General features: G+C 63.7%; 12 protein-coding genes and 1 tRNA gene. 9 read left to right on the top strand and 4 right to left on the bottom strand.

Translation table 11 applies throughout. The features are described from left to right. The 4 genes from AC07UC_RS08935 (at window position 1) to AC07UC_RS08920 (ending at window position 2,995) form a co-directional block, all read left to right on the top strand. A complete protein-coding gene (locus AC07UC_RS08935) occupies window positions 1-951 on the top strand; it encodes an acetyl-CoA carboxylase carboxyltransferase subunit alpha (protein WP_494905223.1) in 951 nt (316 codons plus the stop codon). Window positions 952-1,026: 75 nt separating this feature from the next. Continuing rightward, entirely contained in the window at window positions 1,027-1,164 is a 138-nt protein-coding gene (locus AC07UC_RS08930) for a hypothetical protein (RefSeq protein WP_494905222.1), read from the top strand. 257 nt (window positions 1,165-1,421) lie between these two features. Next, a complete protein-coding gene (locus tag AC07UC_RS08925; protein WP_202325765.1) occupies window positions 1,422-2,753 on the top strand; it encodes a L,D-transpeptidase family protein in 1,332 nt (443 codons plus the stop codon). A 2-nt stretch (window positions 2,754-2,755) separates the two neighbouring features. Beyond that, window positions 2,756-2,995, top strand: a complete 240-nt coding sequence (locus AC07UC_RS08920; protein ID WP_181179827.1) for a sulfurtransferase TusA family protein — start codon at window positions 2,756-2,758, stop codon at window positions 2,993-2,995. A 16-nt stretch (window positions 2,996-3,011) separates the two neighbouring features. Here the strand turns inward: AC07UC_RS08920 and AC07UC_RS08915 are convergent, their stop codons facing one another. Beyond that, the gene (locus AC07UC_RS08915; protein ID WP_494905220.1) at window positions 3,012-4,121 is read right to left on the bottom strand and encodes a CobW family GTP-binding protein; all 1,110 of its coding nucleotides are present in this window, start codon (window positions 4,119-4,121) and stop codon (window positions 3,012-3,014) included. A gap of 4 nt (window positions 4,122-4,125) precedes the next feature. Further along, window positions 4,126-5,292, bottom strand: a complete 1,167-nt coding sequence (locus AC07UC_RS08910; protein ID WP_140772424.1) for a D-alanyl-D-alanine carboxypeptidase family protein — start codon at window positions 5,290-5,292, stop codon at window positions 4,126-4,128. Between the two features lie 272 nt (window positions 5,293-5,564). Here AC07UC_RS08910 and AC07UC_RS08905 point away from each other — a divergent pair, with 272 nt between their 5' ends. Both AC07UC_RS08905 and AC07UC_RS08900 read left to right on the top strand, forming a co-directional pair. Further along, a complete protein-coding gene (locus AC07UC_RS08905; RefSeq protein WP_140772426.1) occupies window positions 5,565-6,728 on the top strand; it encodes a M20 aminoacylase family protein in 1,164 nt (387 codons plus the stop codon). A gap of 85 nt (window positions 6,729-6,813) precedes the next feature. Continuing rightward, window positions 6,814-6,890: transfer RNA gene (locus AC07UC_RS08900), tRNA-Arg, on the top strand. Window positions 6,891-7,156: 266 nt separating this feature from the next. Here AC07UC_RS08900 and AC07UC_RS08895 read toward each other — a convergent pair. Together AC07UC_RS08895 and AC07UC_RS08890 are read right to left on the bottom strand one after the other, a co-directional pair. Then, window positions 7,157-8,935, bottom strand: coding sequence for a ShlB/FhaC/HecB family hemolysin secretion/activation protein (locus AC07UC_RS08895; RefSeq protein WP_494905217.1), 1,779 nt, complete (start codon window positions 8,933-8,935; stop codon window positions 7,157-7,159). A gap of 9 nt (window positions 8,936-8,944) precedes the next feature. Next, a complete protein-coding gene (locus AC07UC_RS08890; protein ID WP_494905215.1) occupies window positions 8,945-15,202 on the bottom strand; it encodes an MBG domain-containing protein in 6,258 nt (2,085 codons plus the stop codon). A gap of 313 nt (window positions 15,203-15,515) precedes the next feature. Between AC07UC_RS08890 and AC07UC_RS08885 the strand changes: the two genes are divergently transcribed. The 3 genes from AC07UC_RS08885 (at window position 15,516) to AC07UC_RS08875 (ending at window position 18,949) form a co-directional block, all read left to right on the top strand. Then, window positions 15,516-16,643 carry a helix-turn-helix transcriptional regulator gene (locus tag AC07UC_RS08885; RefSeq protein ID WP_494905214.1) on the top strand — a complete coding sequence of 376 codons (1,128 nt, stop codon included), beginning with the start codon at window positions 15,516-15,518 and terminating at the stop codon, window positions 16,641-16,643. A gap of 325 nt (window positions 16,644-16,968) precedes the next feature. After that, entirely contained in the window at window positions 16,969-17,853 is an 885-nt protein-coding gene (locus AC07UC_RS08880; RefSeq protein ID WP_494905213.1) for a DeoR/GlpR family DNA-binding transcription regulator, read from the top strand. Next, the gene (locus AC07UC_RS08875; RefSeq protein WP_494905211.1) at window positions 17,810-18,949 is read left to right on the top strand and encodes a four-carbon acid sugar kinase family protein; all 1,140 of its coding nucleotides are present in this window, start codon (window positions 17,810-17,812) and stop codon (window positions 18,947-18,949) included. The genes AC07UC_RS08880 and AC07UC_RS08875 overlap by 44 nt, the downstream gene beginning before the upstream one ends. Window positions 18,950-19,100: the final 151 nt, after the last annotated feature.

The following is a 19,100-nucleotide window of genomic DNA, read 5'->3' as shown; positions in this document are numbered from 1 at the left end:
ATGTACAATTACCTCGATTTCGAAAAGCCGGTGCAGGATCTTGAACTCAAGATCCTCGAGCTCAAGAAGCTTGCCGAGAACGGCGAGGCGGTCGATGTCGCTGATGAGATCGCCAGGCTCGAGAAGCGTTCCCACGACGCGCTGCGCGAACTCTACAAGGCGCTGACGCCGTGGCAGAAGGTGCAGGTGGCGCGTCATTCCGACAGGCCGCACTGCGTCGACTACATCAAGGGCCTGTTCAGCGATTTCACGCCGCTCGCCGGCGACCGCAATTTCGGCGAGGACCAGGCGATCGTCGGCGGCTTTGCCCGCTTTCGCGGCGAGCCTGTCGCGATCATCGGCCAGGAAAAGGGTTCGGACACGACGAGCCGCCTGAAACACAATTTCGGTTCCGTGCGCCCTGAAGGCTACCGCAAGGCGGTGCGTTTGATGGAGCTTGCCGACCGTTTCAAGATCCCGCTTCTGACCTTGGTCGACACCGCTGGCGCCTATCCTGGCGTCAGTGCGGAGGAACGTGGCCAGGCCGAAGCCATCGCGCGCTCGACCTCGGCCTGCCTTGGCCTGAAAGTGCCGTCGATCTCGGTGGTCATCGGCGAAGGCGGTTCGGGCGGCGCCATAGCGATCGCCACCGCCAACCGCGTCTACATGCTCGAACATGCCATCTATTCGGTGATTTCGCCGGAGGGGGCGGCCTCGATCCTGTGGCGAGACACCACCCGCTTGAAGGATGCGGCGACCAATATGAAGATCACCGCGCAGGACCTTCTGCAAATGAAGGTTATCGACGCCATCATCCCCGAGCCGATGGGCGGCGCCCAGCGCGCGCCCGAAACGGTGATTGCCGCGACGGGCGACCTCATCGCCAAGACGTTGAAGGAATTCGCCGGCGCCAACACCGATTTTCGCGAGCAGCGCCGCGAGAAATACCTGGCGATGGGCAGAAGTCTCTAGGGACCGGGTAACGATCGATGGACACTCTGCTTTAACGGCTGCTAATTAAGCTTGTCGTTTTACGGGGGATCCGAGATGAAAAAATACGAGAGACCTACGCTGGTCAAAGCGGCCCGCCTGCAAGCACTGACGGCTCAACAGGCGAGTTCCCAGCCGCCAGTGGACAATGGCAATAACGAAGGCGGCAATAACGAAGCTGGCACCATTAGCTAGTCCCCGGCAAATCCGGATCTGTCAAAACGTGTGATCGCCTTGGGATTGCCCCGGCCACCACACGGCAAAGTGGCGGGAAGGCACGATTCCGCCACAAAAATGCCGTCGCATTCGGTTCAATGAAATTGCCGCGAGGCGTTGGCCGAGGCTTGCGGTAAGGAATTTTCAAGGTTAACGGGCTTACGGTCCGTGGGTGTTCAGCATGCGGGCCGGCATTTTGAAGCCATTGGCCCGAGGGAAAAGACATAGCCGTATCCATGTTTGCCAAGCTCGCCCGCACCGGAGTCCTCATCACCTCGATAGCCGTCGCCGGCTGCAATGATTCGTCGATGAAGGACTTTGCCCCGGAAGCCAACAAGCCGCTGCCGGACAAGATCCTGGCCGACATGAGGGCCAAGGGCATGGTGCGTACCTCCTCGGTGATGGCGCGCATCTTCAAGGAAGAGGGCAAGCTGGAGATCTGGAAGGCCAAGACCGACGGCCGCTACGGTCTCGTCGCCTCCTATGACATCTGCAAATGGTCGGGCAAGCTCGGGCCCAAATACACCGAGGGCGACCGCCAGGCGCCGGAGGGCTTCTACACGGTGCGTCCGTCGCAGATGAATCCCAGGTCGAACTATCACCTGTCCTTCAACATAGGCTTTCCCAACGCCTATGACCGTGCCAACGGTCGCACGGGTCAGAACCTGATGGTGCACGGCGCCTGCTCGTCGTCGGGCTGCTACTCGATGACCGACGCGCAGATCGAGCAGATCTATGCCTTCGGCCGCGACGCCTTCCAGGGCGGCCAGACCGAATTCCAGATCCAGGCCTTCCCGTTCCGCATGACCGCCGCCAACATGGCGCGTTATCGCAACGACCCGAACTATGAATTCTGGAAGATGCTGAAGGTCGGCTACGACAATTTCGAGATCACCAAGGTGCCGCCGAAGGTCGACGTCTGCGAAAAGCGCTACGTCTTCAACCAGGTCGCCGCCGACGGCCAGACATTCGATCCGACCGGACAGTGCCCGGCCACCACCCAGCCAGATTCGCTGAAGAGCGCCTACAACGCCTACCAGAGCACCTACGACGCTGCCTTCAACGGCGCGCTCAAGGCAAGCGTGCCGCCGCCCAAGCCGACCATTGCCGGCATCAAGGAAGCCAGTATCGTTTCGGATTGGTCGAAGCGCCGGGCGCGCGGCGAGCGCGTGCCGATCGATCCGCCGTCGCTCAACAACGACGGCACGGTGACCGAGACGGCGCGCATGGGCCGCATCGATTCGCCCGCCGGCCGCAAGATGGCGGCACTCGACGCCGAAAAAGCAGCCAAGCAGAAGGCCGAGGAGCAGCGGCTGGCCGCCATAGAGGCCGCCAAGCAGGCCAAGGAAGCTGCCAAGGCGCAGGCGTTGGCCGAAAAGGAAGCGGCCAAGGCGCAAGCCGTTGCTGCAAAGGAAGCGGCCAAGGCCGCGAAGGAAGCCCCTGTCGCCACCGCCACCATCGCTGCTCCCACGGATGTCGCGCCGGTCGCCGAAACGCAGGCCGCAAGCGCTGATGAAAGCCGAGTGACAAAGCTGAAAAACAAGCTACTCGGCATGTTCGGCGGCTGAGCTTGGCCGGGGATACCGCTATCTACGACCTGAAAGGGCTGAACTGCCCTTTGCCGGTACTGAAGGCAAAGAAGCGCCTGGCCGGAATGCAGCCGGGCAGCCGGCTCTGGCTCGAGACCACCGACCCGCTCGCCGTCATCGATATTCCCGCCTTTTGCTCGGACGCCGGCCACCAGCTGATTGAAACAGCGGCGATGTCAGGCGGCCATCGATTCCTGGTCGAGCGCGGCGAGACCGTCTGAATTTCGGCGTGGAACGCTATCTTCCGGCGATCGCCAGCGGATTGTTTTCCAGCGCCGCCCGGTCGGGCGTGTCGATCGACGGCCGGTTGGTGAAGGCGGCGAACAGCCGGCGCACATAGTCTTCCGGCATATCGAGCGTGATCAGCACCAGCCGTGTGCCGCGCTGGCCGTCGGGCCAGGCCGGCAGCCGCGCGGGCGGATGCAGGATCTTCTGCACGCCGTGGATGACCAGCGGGCGTGACGGATCTTCCCTGAGTTCGATCACGCCCTTCATGCGCAGCAGCTTTTCGCCATGCGTCGAACGCAACAGGTCGAGGAACATTTCTATCGCCGAAAACGGCACCGGACCGTCATGGACGAGCGAATAGGAGCGCACGCGCTGATCGTGGCGATGGCCATGATCATGACTGTGATCGTGATTGTGGTCGTGATGGTCGTGGGCATGCTCATGCGCCGCTTCCTCGCCGAGCCAGCGCCGCACGTCGGCGGATTTGGTGGCGGGATTGTAGAGGCCGCAATCAAACAGCGCCGCCACACCTGTTGCTGAATTGCCAGCATCAAGCAGCTCGGCACCCGGATTGATCTGCCGCAGGCGCGTCCGCAGCGTGTCGAGATCGCCGGCATCGGTCGCCAGATCGACCTTGCTGAGCACGATGCGGTCGGCGACGGCGACCTGCTTGACCGCCTCGACATGGGCATCGAGCGTGGCATTGCCGTTGACCGCATCGACCAGCGTGATGACGCCGTCGAGCCGAAAAGCCTGGACGAGCGCCGGATGCGCCATGATCGACTGCAGCACCGGCGCCGGGTCGGCAAGCCCCGTGGTCTCGACGATGACGCGGGCAAGCCGGGCGATGCGGTCGGTCTGCAGCCGGTCGACGAGGTCGGCCAGCGTGTCGACCAGTTCGCCACGCACGGTGCAGCACAGGCAGCCGTCCGAAAGCTGGATGATGCCGTCGGAAGCCTGCTCGACCAGCAGATGGTCGATCGCCACCTCGCCATACTCGTTGATGATGACCGCCGTGTCGGCCAGCGCCGGGTCCTTCAGGAGCCGGTTGAGCAGCGTCGTCTTGCCCGCTCCAAGGAAGCCGGTCAGCACCGAGACAGGAATCGGGAATCCGCTCATCAGGTTAGTTCGCGACCTTGGCCGGCTGATCGCCTTGCGCGGCGGAACCGGCAACGGCCGGACCGGCGCCGGTCGGCGCCGGCCGATCCGGCCGCCAGCTCGGGATCGGCACGTCGGCATATTCCTGGCCGCCCTGGTCGAGCATCGCCTTCGGCGCCGGACCCGTGGCGCCGCCGAGGCCGACGGCGACCAGCGTCGGTACATGGTCGAGCTTTTCCTGGTAGGGCGATTTCGGCACGTCCTTGGCGGCGGCGGCCGGTGGCGCCTCGGATTGCTCCTCCGGCGTCTTCTTCTTGCAGACCTCGTCATGCATGTCGTTGGGCGAGACCGTGTCACCGTAGGGCGCCAGGGTGGCGACAGTGGCCGAACCGGCGGCTTGCGTGTCAAATCCCTGGTCGAGCAGTCTTGCCGCGGCCTCGGCACGGCTGACCGCCGATTTCTCGCCAAGCACAACCGCGACCAGCGTACGGCCATTGCGCGTCGCCGAACCGATCATGTTGAAGCCGGAAGGGCAGACAAAGCCCGTCTTCATGCCATCGGCGCCGGGATAGCGGCCGATCAGGAGGTTGTAGTTCGGGATCGCCTTCTTGCCGACCGCAAGCCCTTCGATGGAGAACCACGGCGCATATTGCGGAAACTCGCGGCGGATCGCCATCACCAGCACCGAAAGGTCGCGCGCCGTGGTGTACTGGTCGGGCGAGTAGAGGCCGTTCGGATTGACGAAATGGGTGCCGTTCATGCCGAGCCGGGTCGCCTCGGCATTCATCCTCTCGGCGAAGGCGGCCTGCGAGCCGCCGACATTCTCGCCGACCGCCATGGCGATGTCGTTGGCCGATTTGACCAGCATCATCTTCAGCGCGTTGTCGAGCCGCATCACCGAGCCCGGCTTGAAACCCATCTTGCTCGGCGGCTCGCCGGCGGAGTGCTTGGTCACCTTGATCGGCGAATCAAGCTGGACTTCGCCGGCCGCGATCGCCCGGAAGGTCACATAGGCGGTCATCAGCTTGCTGAGCGAGGCCGGATACCAGCGCTTGAACGCATCCTGATGCTGCAGGATCTGGCCGTTCTTCAGGTCGAAGACAACCACCGGATTGGCCAGCGCCGGCCCCGCCAGGACCGACAGCACGATTGCGCCGACCGAGAATAGTTTGAGGAAATGCCTGTGCCGCATGATCGAATCCGAAATCGCCTCTTGCCCTGATCGCCCCTGGCTCCGTAAGATTTCGTTACGTGACCGCCAGCATAATGGGTCCGCCCCTCAAAAACGGACCGCATCGTTGCGGTGCTATTTACCCTATGTGACGCCAACATGGCAAAGCACCTGACAATCACAATTGCAAAACACCCGGCACAATTGCAAAACGGGCACAATTGCAGAACACTGGGCCCAGTTGCGAAACACCAGGCTGAAGCCGGCTGCTCCAACCACGAAATGGAACCATCATGCCAATCCTGAACCGCGCCGCTGAAATGCAGGACGAAGTTGCCGGCTGGCGTCGGCATCTGCACCAGACGCCGGAGCTCAATTTCGACGTCTTCAAGACGGCCGCCTTCGTCACTGAAAAGCTGAAGGAGTTCGGTTGTGACGATGTGGTCACCGGCCTCGGCAAGACCGGCGTCGTCGGCATCATCCGCGGCCGCCAGGGTGAAGGCGCCACCATCGGCCTGCGCGCCGACATGGACGCGCTGCCGCTCAATGAGATCACCGGCAAGGCCTATGCGTCCACCGTTCCCGGCAAGATGCACGCCTGCGGCCATGACGGCCACACGGCGATGCTGCTGGGCGCCGCCAAATATCTCGCCGAGACCCGCAATTTCGCCGGCTCCGTGGCGGTGATCTTCCAGCCGGCGGAGGAAGGCGGCGGCGGCGGCAACGAGATGGTCAAGGACGGCATGATGGAGCGCTTCGGCATCGCAAAAGTGTTCGGCATGCACAACATGCCGGGCCTGCCTGTCGGCCAGTTCGCCATCCGGCCGGGCCCGATCATGGCGGCGACGGCCGAATTCACCATCACCGTGAAAGGCCGCGGCGGCCACGCCGCTATGCCGCACGGCACGATCGACCCGATCGTCATCGCCAGCCAGCTGGTCGGCGCGCTGCAGACGATCGCCTCGCGCAGCACCGATCCGGTCGAGGCCGTGGTGGTGTCGGTGACCAAGTTCCATGCCGGCGACGCCTACAACATCATTCCCGAATCGGCCGAGATCGCCGGCACCGTGCGCACCTTGCGCAAGGAGATCGCCAAGAAATCCGAAGAGCGCATCCGCGCGATCTGCGACGGACTGGCGACCGCGTTCGGCGCCAGGATCGAAGTGGACTACCAGGCAAATTATCCAGTCACCTTCAACCATGCCGAAGAGACGGTGTTTGCCAGCGACGTAGCGGCCGACGTCGCGGGCGACAGCCATGTCCACCGCGGCATCCAGCCGGTGATGGGCGGCGAGGATTTCTCCTACATGCTGGAAGCCCGCCCCGGCGCCTTCATCTTCATCGGCAATGGCGACACCGCCGGTCTCCACAACCCAGCCTACGATTTCAACGACGAAGCCATCCCCCACGGCATGAGCTACTGGGTGAAACTGGCGGAAACCGCTCTGGCCGCTTGAGGCCCGCCGCGCAAGGAGCCGGCCGAATTGCATGCGGCCGGCCCCTTGGCGAAACGATCCGAAGCGGCTATGTGTCTGGCCGCGTGGTCCCGTAGCTCAGTAGGATAGAGCGGCAGATTCCTAATCTGTAGGTCACAGGTTCGATTCCTGTCGGGATCACCACGAAAAATAAAGGAAATTCAGCCAGCTAGGCGATCAGACCCAAAGGTTGGTTGCTATTCGATCGGTGAGGAAGTCGTTTGAAGGCGTTGCAGCAATAGGCTAGACGCCCGACCTTCAAAATCCATCGACGGAGATTGCCACTAGAGCAATTCCAGGAAAGCGTGATCGGTTTTCCGGGAAAAGCGCGTAGCGCTTTCCCTGGGGAATTGCGTTGAAACAGAGCGCTTCATCGTTTCCGTGAAACGGTGAAGCGCTCTAGCTGAAAATCAATAGGCGATGCGTAGGTTGGCGTTGAAGGTCCAATCGCCAGATCGGGTTTGCCCGGCATCATTCAGCGCGACGGCACCGGTGAAGTTGGCCAGGAAACTGCGGCCAATCGCGTAGTCCAGGCCGAAACCCGTGCTGGCGAGCGTCGGATGGCCATGGGCGGCAAAGTCGTAGCCATGACCGAAATCGACGAGAGCAAAAGGAGAAGCACCGTCGGCCAATCCCATTCCAGCCTTTTCCAGCAACGAAAAGCTTGGCAGACGCAGTTCGTTGCGCCACACAAAGCCTGTATCGGCTCCCCCGTCGTCCATGTTGTAGCCGCGAACGGCATAATAACCGCCGAGGCTAATCCGCTCGGTATCAGGCAGGGCTTGGTTCGAAATCAATCCCGAAAGCTGGCTGACCCAGAAGAAGTCATGCGGCAGCCTTGTCGTGCGCGTGATGTCGAGGCCACCGACAACATAGGTCGCGTCGGTGACACGGCCACCGGTGAAGGCTGCCCAGTCGGCGCTGGTGTTGTTGTCCACAATGCCGCCGGGATTGGCCTTGATGCGGACGTCCATCGTGGTGCTGCCATGGGCATCGCTGAATTCGCCAGCCCAGCCCAGCACGATGTTGAACAGGCCGGCTGTGCCGCTGGCAACCTCATTGCCGCCAAAGGCGGTGGTGCGCTTTACCCATTTGGGTTCAACGCCGAAATAGACATCGCCCCAGTGGCGGCCGGGCAAAAGGTTGGAGAGCGCGCCCCGATAGAGGATCGGCAGTTCGAAGGTTCTGTTGTCGAAGGAGAACGGTGTGCCCGCGATCACTTCGTTGGTCTCGACGAAGTTCGGCGCGATCGACAGCACCTGGCGCGGCCAGGTCGGAAGGTCGATGCGCGCGGCATGGCTGAGATAGCCCGGTCGCGCAATGTCGAGCGAGCCGAAACCGCCATCGTGCCAGAACTCTCCCGAGCGGGTGAAGCGATAGGAGACGGTCATGTCGTTCAGTTCGGGGATCCAGGCTCCGCCGCCCACCGACCAGCGGTCGCGACCGGTCGCCTCGCTGCCGGTATTGGCGTATTCGGCGAAGACGGACCACGGCTTGTCCTGGCTCACCTTCAGGGTGAAGTCGCTGGCGCCGAGGGCGTCCCCCGGCGCGAACGCGCCTTCGACGTGACGATACGGGTTGCGGTTGAGCCATCCGAGATCTTCTTCCAGCGCGCCTGCGTCGATGCGATCGCCCGGCACCAGCCTGACGTGCCCGGCAAGATTGCGCTCGACCGCCATTCCCTCGACGGCGATCTTTCCGGCGTGGAACTCTACGACGCGCAAGGTGAGCACGCCGGATGTGATCTCCTGTGGTGGCACGGTCACCGAGACGAAGGGGAAACCCGCCTTGCGCCACACGCCCGCCAGTTCGCGCTGCATGTTCACGATCAAGGCTTTCGTCAGGGGCTTGCCGACAAACGGCGAGAGGGCCGCCGTTGCGGCCTGCGGCGCGATGCCGGGCACGGTGCCAACCGTGACACCACGGGGGGCGGCGGCCTGCACCGCCTCGTCCTGGCCGATCAGCCGCACCCCAGCGACAGTGACGCCCAGGGGAGTATCGTCGCCCTTGCCATAATCCTGCTCTCCCACCGAAACGGTTGCCGGCCTCGGCACCGTCTGCTCGGGAAGGTTGCGCTCCAGCGCCGATTGCCCGAAGGCCGGCAGGGACAGAGCGGGCAGGAAAAGGAACGCCGAGAGCCTTGCCGCCAGGGCGCGTACCAATGCGCCCTTGATATTGGTCTTCACCATTTCGCGGTCCTATTCCGTCGCGCGCATGTAGGGGCCAAGGTCACGATTGGCGGGATGGGTGAAGGCAACGCATTCCGGACCGAGCACGCCTGTAGCGCACGTTCCGGCCGCACTGCCGTCGGCAGCCTCGGACAAGAGCAGGGACGACAGCAGCAGCGGCGACAGGAACGGCGGCGCGCTCCGGTCGCCCTGCCGTTCGAGCGCTTGCGCGTTGGTGTATTGCGCCGCGGCCTGGGCGGGCTCGATGGTGAAGGTGCCCGCGACGAAGGTCAGGGCGTAGTTCGAGTTGGCGCCGAGAGAATCCTGGTTGACGGCATAGGTGCCGGCCGCTTCGCCGGGATCGCGTGCGAGGTTCCCGCTGAACACACTGGCGACGGCATCGAAGGACGCCAGGCTGCCGCCGGTCACCGTCCACGTCAGCGCCGGATCGGGCTGGCCTTGCAAGCGGCTCTTGTCATCCGCGGTCACGGTGATCGCACGCGGCGTGATGGCAAGCGCGCCATCGACGTAAGCGATGGTGTAATTGCCGCTGGTCAGCCCCGAGGCGGCGAGCGTGTAGGTGCCGGCGTCCTTCTCGCCCTGGGCAGTCCCACCCCAGGCGAGCGCGCCGCCGAGCACCGAGTCGTCCTCGCCGTTGGCGAAGCCGGCATAGGTGACGCCGTTGCCGCCGGACCAGGCCTGACCGTCATAGACCTTGGAGGCGTCGGTCGCCGTCACCGTCAGCGCGGCCTTGCCGATGGCCAGCGCACCGTCGACGTAAGCGATGGTGTAGTTGCCGCTGCTTTGGCCAGACACGCTCAGCGTGTAGCTGCCGGCGTCCTTCTGGCCCTGGGCGGTCCCGCCCCAGACAAGCGCACCGCCGAGCACCGAGTCGTCCTCGCCGTTGACGAAGCCGGCATAGGTGACGCCGTTGCCACCGGACCAGGCATGGCCGTCATAGACCTTGGAAGCGTTGTTCGCCGTCACCGTCAGCGCGGCCTTGCCGATGGTCAGCGCGCCATCGACGTAAGCGATGGTGTAGTTGCCGCTGCTTTGGCCAGACACGCTCAGCGTGTAGCTGCCGGCGTCCTTCTGGCCCTGGGCGGTCCCGCCCCAGACAAGCGCACCGCCGAGCACCGAGTCGTCCTCGCCGTTGACGAAGCCGGCATAGGTGACGCCGTTGCCACCGGACCAGGCATGGCCGTCATAGACCTTGGAAGCGTTGTTCGCCGTCACCGTCAGCGCGGCCTTGCCGATGGTCAGCGCGCCGTCGACATAGGCGATAGTGTAATTGCCGCTGCTTTGGCCAGACGAGCTCAGCGTGTAGGTGCCGGCGTCGTTCTGGCCCTGGGCGGTCCCGCCCCAGACAAGCGCACCGCCGAGCACCGAGTCGTCCTCGCCGTTGGCGAAGCCGGCATAGGTGACGCCGTTGCCGCCGGACCAGGCCTGACCGTCATAGACCTTGGAGGCGTCGGTCGCCGTCACCGTGAGCGCGGCCTTGCCGATGGTCAGCGCGCCATCGACGTAAGCAATGGTGTAATTGCCGCTGCTTTGGCCAGACGCGCTCAGCGTGTAGGTGCCGGCGTCCTTCTGGCCCTGGGCGGTCCCGCCCCAGACAAGCGCACCGCCGAGCACCGAGTCGTCCTCGCCGTTGGCGAAGCCGGCATAGGTGACGCCGTTGCCGCCGGACCAGGCCTGACCGTCATAGACCTTGGAGGCGTCGGTCGCCGTCACCGTGAGCGCGGCCTTGCCGATGGTCAGCGCGCCATCGACGTAAGCAATGGTGTAATTGCCGCTGCTTTGGCCAGACGCGCTCAGCGTGTAGGTGCCGGCGTCCTTCTGGCCCTGGGCGATCCCGCCCCAGACAAGCGCACCGCCGAGCACCGAGTCGTCCTCGCCGTTGGCGAAGCCGGCATAGGTGACGCCGTTGCCGCCGGACCAGGCCTGACCGTCATAGACCTTGGAGGCGTCGGCCGCCGTCACCGTCAGCGCGGCCGGCGTGATCGTCAGCGTGCCTAGATTGACGATGCGGCTCTGCCCGCCGGGCGTGAAGGTGGCGGCCGCGCCGGATGAAGACACGGCATAGGTGCCGGCATTGGTCGAGGCGACCGTGCCGGCGCCGGGCGCGGTCGTCCACTGGTTGAAATAGCCGATGCCATAGATCGCGGAGGGCGCGCTCAGAGACGAAGCCGTGTCGCCATAGGTGATCGTTGCATTGCCGAAGTCGGCGCCAACGACGCCAGATACACCAAACAGTTCGGGATAATAGGCCGGCGAACTGCCTCCAGCTGCGCTGGCCGGCGCCCAGGCCGTCCAGTCGAAACCGGCGTAATTGGCCTTGACGAAGGCGCTTCCCGAAACGCTGCTCAGCGCGGTGACGCCTGCCTGCGAACCAGAGCCGACGCCGGCCATCTGGCCCGTCGTATCGGAGTCGAAATAGCTGGAAGAGATGTTGCCACCAGACTGAAATCCGACCAATCCTCCGCCCACGCCGGTGACTTGGCCTGTCGCATAGGCCTGCGTGACGCTGCCGCTCTGCGTCCCAACCAACCCTCCGACGTTACTGGAGCCGGTGACTTGACCGGTTGCATAGGCTTGCGTGATGTTTCCGCCTGTCCCGACCAATCCGCCGACGTTAGTGGAGCCTGTGACCTGACCGGTCGCGTAGGACTGCTTGATGCTGCCGCTCTGCGTCCCAACCAATCCTCCTACATTCCCGGTGCCGTTGACCTGACCCGTCGCATAGGCCTGCGTGATGCTGCCATTGCTCTGGAAGACCCCAACCAATCCGCCGACGCCATGGCTACCTGTGACCTGAGCCGACGCGTATGACTGCTTGATGCTGCCGCCCATCTGCACCCCGACCAATCCGCCGACGAAATACTCGCCTGTGACTTGACCGGTGGCATAGGCTCGGGCGATGCCGCCGTTCTGAAACCCGACCAATCCGCCGATGTAATCGCTTCCCTTTACAGCCGCACCGATCAACCCAATGTCGCTGATGACGCCGCTCGACCAGCCGAACAGCCCAGCATAGAAGGCGTCGCCGATATCGACCTTCAGGTTGCTGATGGTGTTACCGAGGCCGTCGAAGCTGCCGGTGAAGCCATTGTAGTTGTTCAATACAGTTCCGGCACCGTCCGTACCGATCGGCACGAAACTGCCCAGACGCCACATGCCGGCATAAGTGATGTTGCTGCCATTGACCGTCGCGGAGGCGAGGTCGGGGCCGAGATCGATGCTGCGCGCCAGCCGGTAGCTGGCGTTCAGGTCCATGTTGACGAGCTGGAGCTGGTGGCCGTTGACGACATTCGTGGAATATTCCCAGGCGCCGAGCGGCCGGGTCTGGCCGTTGATCATGTACCAGCCGCTGCCGCCAGCCGTGGTGGTGAAGCTCAGGCCAGAATAGGCGGACTGCCAGTAGGCGTAGTTCGGCACACCGGCCAGCGTCGGGTCGCTGGTGACGGCGGTGATGCCGGCGGGGGTGCCTGTGCTGGTGGCTGTGAACCGCCCGGTCGAGTAGGTGTCGAAGTAGCTGGAGGTGACGGTGCCATTGGACGCCCCGACCAATCCGCCTACGTATTGGTCTCCTATGACCTGACCGGTCGCATAGGCCTGCGCGATACTGCCACCGACTTGTGAGCCGACCAGCCCGCCGACTAATTGGTGTCCTTTGACCTGACCGGTCGCATAGGCTTGCGTGATGCTGCCACCGCCTTGCCTCCCGACCAATCCGCCGACGTACTCACCGGTTCCTGTCACTTGGCCTATCGCGTAGGCCTGCGTGATGTCGCCACCGGCCTGCCACCCGACCAATCCGCCGACGCCAGATAGCCCTGTAACTTGGCCGGTCGCGTAGGCTTGCGTGATGGTGCCGCCATAACTCTGGCTGCCGACTAGACCGCCAACAGCAGCGCCGCTCCCTGTAATTTGGCCGGTCGCATAGGCTTGCGTGATGCTGCCATGGTACTGGTACCCGACCAATCCGCCGAGATTACCGAAGGGGCCCGTGACTTCGCCGGTCGCATAAGCTTGCGTGATAGTGCCGGCGTACTGGTACCCAACCAATCCGCCGATACAATCCAAGCTTCCTGCGACTTCGCCGGTCGCATAGGCTTGCATGATACTGCCGTCGTATTGGTAACCCACCAATCCGCCGACGAATTGGCCTCCTTTGACAGAGCCCCCGATCAAACCGATGTCGCTGATGGCACCGCTCGAATAACCGAACAGCCCGGCACGGATGTTAGTGCCGATATCAATATTCAGGTTGCTGATGGTGTTGCCGAGGCCGTCAAACGTGCCGGCGAAGCCGTTATTGCCGTTCAGTATCGTCCCAGCACCATCCGTGCCGAGCGGCACCCAGCCGATCAGGCCGGTCGCATCGAGTGACCTCGCCAGCGCATACGTGCCGTTCAGCCCATTGTTGATGCCCTGCAAATCGCTCATGGAGTAGAGCAGCGTGTAGGACTGGCCGTTGATGGCGAGCGACTGGCCGCTGCCCGGCGTGCCGGTGTATTGCACGCCGCCCGCGAAGGACAGCGTGCCGCCGCTGCCGCCGTGATTGGTGACGAGGCTGAGCCCGCCCGCGCCGGCGATGGTGATCGGCGCGTTGATGGCGATGGAATGATAGGCGTCGAGCGTCAGCGTCGACCCGCTCGACCAGCTGACCGGCGCCGCCACGGTGATGTCGCCGGCCTGGCCGCCGCCGGAGCCTGTGGAGACGACCACGTTGGCGCCGGCCAGCGCGGCCTGCAACGTCGCCACATTGATGACGCTGCCGTTGGCGCCGGCGGTGAAGCCCGGACCGCCGCCCAGCGTGTCCGTGCCGCTGGAGATGGTGACGTTGTAGGGGTCGAGCAGCAGCGTGCCGAAGGAGCCGTTCGCGGCGGAGAGGTCGGCGAAGCCGGTATAGGCGAGCACGGCCTTGCCGGACACCTCGGCGTTGCCGCCGTGACCACCGGCGCCGCCCGTGGCGCTGATCGTGCCGGCGAAGCTCGTCTTCCCGTCCGACCAGACGACGACGTTGCCGCCATTGCCCATCGTGCCGTTCGCGGCAATCGCCGCCCCGGCTTCGACCGTCACCGACGCGGCCCTGGCCAGCGTCGTGCCGAGATGGCGGGTGCCGGAATCCGATCCACCCTGATAGTCGCCGCCAAGCAAGATCAGGCCGCCGCGGTCGCCCGAGGCGTCGAGCGCCGCGGTCGAGGACAGCGAAAGCTTGCCGCCGGCCGCCGTCGCCGTGATCGTTCCGCCCGCGCTCCCCGCCCCCACCGTGTCGATCGCTCCGCCCAGGCTGACCGTGCCGCCGGCCACATGCACCTCGCCGCCGGAAAAATCCGGCCGCGCGGCAGGCAGCGGCCCGAAGGCGGGAAGTGCCGCGACCACGGCCTTCTGCGCCGGCTGGACGGCGCGGCGCGCAACGACGCGCTGCGTCACCGTCACCGAGCCGCCGTCGCCGGCGGTCAGGAAGACGCGGCCGCCGACCTTTTTCACGCCGGTCGCCTTGATGATCTTCCCGGTGTTGCCGGCGAGAGCCTGGACGTTGCCGCCATTGGCGCGCAACTCGGCCTCGGCGGCGCGGATCGATCCGCTGTTGACGACTTCGGTGTCGCTGCCGCCGACCTTGACGGCGAACTTGCCGTCCGCAAGCGAGGTATCGCGCAGTTCGACCTCGTAGCCGCCCAACAGCCCGACCGAACCGTTCGGTGCGTCGATGCCCCCAGAATTCTCGACGCGACGCGCGGTCAGCACGACATCGCCGGATTGCGAGACGATCGCGCCGCGATTGACGACGTCGGCCTTGCTGCTTCCCTTGAGGGTGAGGCCGCCGCCATCGAGGAAGTCGGCATCCGTCGTGTCGTGCGTCGAGGCGATGAACGAGCCGCCGGTGCGCACCATGCCACTGGTGCCGACCACGACGCCCGCCGGGTTGATCAGGTAGAGCGAGCCGGTCGAGGTGAGCGAGCCGTCGATGGACGAGGGCAAATTGCCCGTCACCCGGTTGAGCGTGGCCCCCGTGCCATTCTCGAAATGCGCGCTTGCAGAGCCGCCGATGGAGAAGCTCTGCCACGACAGGATGGCGTTCCGCGATGTCTGCGTGACGAGCAGGTTCGGGCCTGATTGCGAAATTGTCGCCGAACCGGAGGTCACCGTGCCGCCGGACGGCAGCTGCTGCGCGGAGGCCGCACCCGTGGCGGCAATGGCCACCGCCATGCTCAGCAAGGACGTTGTGCAGCGCAGGCCGGACGCCCTGGCGCGCGAAGAAATGAAAATCGCTGACTTCACTACTGCCCCACTGTGCCCGGTTCAGGATTGCCAAGTCCATCTGCGGCCGGAGAACACCCCCCGGCCCAATTGGGAAGAGCCAATACCGCTTACCCCTCTCGCAACACGGATAGGGGCCATCAACACCCAAATGGGGGTGACGGCTTGCAAATCGTGCTCTCTTCCGGATTTGGACTGGCGCGGCGGCAGACCTTGCCGCGCTGCACGACAATCATAGGGGTTCGCAAGCTGCGGTTCGTCCCGACCAGACCTGACCGCCGCCCTTGATTTTCGCCGTCCGTATGATGAAGTTAGGATGGCTTGGGGGAGCAAATTGCAGAATATCGTATTTGACGGGAAATTCATAACCGAGACGTCCGCCCGGATCGCCGAAACGGTCGACCGCGCCGTTCTCGACCCGAGCGCGTGGGACGATTTTGTCGAGCAGCTTGGCGCTGCGCTGCCGGGTACCTGCATCGTATTCCAGCGTTTCAACCTGCGCCGGAACAGGGTCGACTATGACCGCGTCCTGAACATGGACCCGGATGATGAGTCCAGCTATCGGGCGCATTATTGCAGCTTGAATCCATGGATTCGGCCCATGCGTTCCGTGCCGTCCGGCACGGTGCTTGTCAGCGAGCGTGACTGCCCGTCCGGTAGCTTCAGCCATACGGAGTTCTACGATTGGCTTGATCCCGAATTGCGCGCGGGGGCGGCGATCATTCTGGAGGCGAGTTGCGAGAACCTGGCTGCCGTCGGGGTACACTACGGCGTCAGCCGTGCCCGCCACTATGACGAGCCGGTGTCGGAACTGCTGCGCGGCATCAGCAGGCCCCTGCTCCGCTCCATGGGAGCAGCGCGTCTGTTCGAACAAACCGTGGACCGCGAGAGATCGGCCTCGGCGATCGTCTCGCGCCCCGGCGACATCGCATGCGTGGTCGACGAGCAGTTGACGGTCACGGAAGCAAACGCACGGGCCGAGAGTGAATTCCAGCGCTGTAAAGTGGTCTCGATGCGGGAGGGCAAGTTTTCCATCCTGGCAAGCGACATCAATGGCTGGCTGGCGGATACGCTCAGGCTTCTGGCGGCAGGCCTGGAGCCGGACGCGACGACACGGGTTTTCTTTGCCGGCAGCGCACATCAGATCGGCATTGTGCGCCTTCCCGGCGTATCCGGGTTTCGTTCCCTCTTTTCGGGCGGTCCGCTCTTTCTGCTCATCGTGCGCAACCTGTCGACGCCGGCCGAAGCCAGCACGATAGCGGATTTGGCCCCTGCCTTCGGTCTCACACCCGCCGAACAGAGGCTGTGCGAAGTGCTCTTGCTTGGCCATTCACCAAAGGAAGCCGCCGATATGCTGGGGATCGCCTCCGAAACGGCCAGGCATAGGCTGAAGGCAATCTTTCAGAAGACCGACACCCATAAGCAGAGCGAGCTGATCGCGCTCCTGGGACGCCTGCTCTGAGATTGGTCGGTACGCCACTGTTCCGACCGCTCTCGCCACGTGGTGAGAGAGATGGACGTCATCGGAATGTTGTGGGCCGGGACGCGAGATGAAGCAGGGAAGAAAATTGCTCGCTTGGTAACCACGAAATGACAAAAGGGTGACGATATCCGTTTCCCAGATTCAGTCAAAACCGTTCAAAATAATTCCAAGTCAGCCAATAATGATAGGAATTCGCCCATCAGGGTGACAAATCATTGGGCTAGCCCGAGGGATTCGTGATATTCGCGGTACAGAGCGCGCTGTGAATCAGGTGAGCGCGTCGCGACCATGCGGAGATACGAACGTGGCAAGGAATGTCCGAAAATCAACAGCCGAGGACATGGCGCCTGTCGTGTCCGCCGGGGCATGGGAAGATGATGGCGGGCGCGGGCGGGTCGATCTGATTCCGGCCAAGCGCCACGCCTTCATCCTCGAATGCCTTAAACGAGAAGGAGCCGTCGGCGTTCAGGAACTCATCGATCTCATCGGCGCGTCACCTTCGACGATCCGGCGCGATCTCGAGACGCTTGAACGGCAAGGAGCGTTGGAGCGGACGCATGGCGGCGCAATGCTTCAACGCACGGAACTGGCCACGTTCGAGCCGGATCTCGCCACTGCAGCGCAATTCGCCAGAGCCGAGAAAGAGGCCATAGGCGCCGCCATGATGTCGGAACTTCGAGCCGGGCAAAGCGTCATTTTCGACGCAAGCACGACCGTTCTGGAAGTCGCCCGCGCCATAGCCGCGGCGCCCATCCCGCTTACGGCCGTCACCAACAGCCTTGCGATCGCGCAGATACTTGCACCTGTGCCGGGAGTGCGTCTGGTGATGCCGGGAGGCACCTGCAAGCCTGGTTCGCTTACACTGATTGGCCAGCCTGGCGAGAATTTCCTGCGAACCATTCACGCCGATGTGGCCATTCTGGGCACTCATGCCATCACCGGAGACATGCTCACGGAGACCTCGCTGGAGGTTGCGGCAATGAAGCAGGCGATGATTGCCGCGGCGCGTCGTGTGGTCGTGCTTGCCGACCATTCGAAGTTCACCGTCCCCAATTTCTGCACGATCTGCCGCCTGACCGAGATCCACCAGATCATTACCGACGAGGGCATCGATCCGGCTCACCTCACCAATCTTCGGACGCTCGATGTGGACGTCAAGGTCGTGCGCGTCAGCCGTTCGGGTTGTTGAGTTGAGCACTCCTGAGGTTAAGGATATCCGGGTCGTCGCAGACGACTTGACCGGCGCCCTGGATAGCGCGGTTTCCCTTGCATCGCCCGGGAATGGCATTGGGGTAAGCTGGCAGCTGGACCGTACGTTTGGGGGACGTATGGCTATCGACGCCGCCACCCGGGAGGGGCCTGTGGCGACGGCGGTCGAGAGACACCGGGCGCTTGCGCCATGGCTTGCCGGCGGACAGTTGAGTTTCAAGAAGATCGACAGCCTTTTGCGCGGCCACGTCATCGCTGAAATTGAGGCTTGCATCGTCAACGGAACGTACCGGCGTGTTGTTATCGCACCTGCGTTCCCATTTCAGCGACGCGCCACGCGCCTTGGGCGGCAATGGCGGCTCGATCAAACCGAAATGGTAGGTCCCGACCTGGTCGCCGGTCTAGGCCAGCGCTTTACGGCTGGGCGTTCTGCACCAGGGTCACAACCAGTTGATTTCATCACACTCCACGACGCCGAAACGGATGCCGACCTGGACAGGATCGTCGCGACCGTACCGAAACAAGCGACGTTGTGGGTCGGCACTGGCGGCTTGGCGGCCGCACTCGCACGGCACATGAATGTGCCGCACAAGCCTGTTCCTGCGTTTTCCGATCCATTTCTGGCCCTTGTCGGCACAAATCATGAAGTCACGGCGGGACAGGTAGCCCTCTTTGCAGCCAGGCATGCGGATGCGCATGTGGTCGTGGAGCACGACATCGACAAGGCGAGAAGGCGTTTGGCGGAAAGGATGATCCGCGGGGAGCCGTCGGTCGTCAGTGTCGCTGCATCGGGTGATCGCCACGCCGTGGCAGCCCATATCGGCAAGGTGTTTGCCTCGCTTCTCGCAGGCTTGCCAAAGCCCGGCACGTTACTCGTCACCGGCGGTGAAACATTGCGATCGGTGTGCGACAGCCTGGGCGTCATCGAACTCACGGTCGAATGCGAGATCGAACCGGGGCTTCCGGTTTCCAGGGTCAAGGGTGGTGTTTTCGAGGGACTGGCCACCATTTCGAAATCCGGCGCATTCGGCGACAGCGCCCTGCTCTGCAGGCTCGCGGCCCTCGCGCATCGCTGATCAAGACGATCTCCGGCCAGAAGCGCCGGCGGGTCGGTCTCCGCCGGTCAAATGGCGTCAAACGATATTTCAACAGCCCGGCACCTCGGATCGCACGCCACGGAGAGGCAGGCGAAGAGGCGATTCTCACGTTCATATGATTACGGATGAC

Source organism: Mesorhizobium sp. GW821-FHT04C10, from assembly GCF_059420305.1.
The sequence above is the reverse complement of the archived record's forward strand: the minus strand, read 5'-3'. Positions and strand labels throughout refer to the sequence as shown.

What these genes read in the sequence shown, in the direction of transcription:
- AC07UC_RS08935 (WP_494905223.1), top strand. Translation starts at nt 1, where the DNA reads ATGTACAATTACCTCGATTTCGAAAAGCCGGTGCAGGATCTTGAACTC.
- AC07UC_RS08930 (WP_494905222.1), top strand. Translation starts at nt 1,027, where the DNA reads ATGAAAAAATACGAGAGACCTACGCTGGTCAAAGCGGCCCGCCTGCAA.
- AC07UC_RS08925 (WP_202325765.1), top strand. Translation starts at nt 1,422, where the DNA reads ATGTTTGCCAAGCTCGCCCGCACCGGAGTCCTCATCACCTCGATAGCC.
- AC07UC_RS08915 (WP_494905220.1), bottom strand. Translation starts at nt 4,121, where the DNA reads ATGAGCGGATTCCCGATTCCTGTCTCGGTGCTGACCGGCTTCCTTGGA.
- AC07UC_RS08910 (WP_140772424.1), bottom strand. Translation starts at nt 5,292, where the DNA reads ATGCGGCACAGGCATTTCCTCAAACTATTCTCGGTCGGCGCAATCGTG.
- AC07UC_RS08905 (WP_140772426.1), top strand. Translation starts at nt 5,565, where the DNA reads ATGCCAATCCTGAACCGCGCCGCTGAAATGCAGGACGAAGTTGCCGGC.
- AC07UC_RS08895 (WP_494905217.1), bottom strand. Translation starts at nt 8,935, where the DNA reads ATGGTGAAGACCAATATCAAGGGCGCATTGGTACGCGCCCTGGCGGCA.
- AC07UC_RS08875 (WP_494905211.1), top strand. Translation starts at nt 17,810, where the DNA reads ATGTGGACGTCAAGGTCGTGCGCGTCAGCCGTTCGGGTTGTTGAGTTG.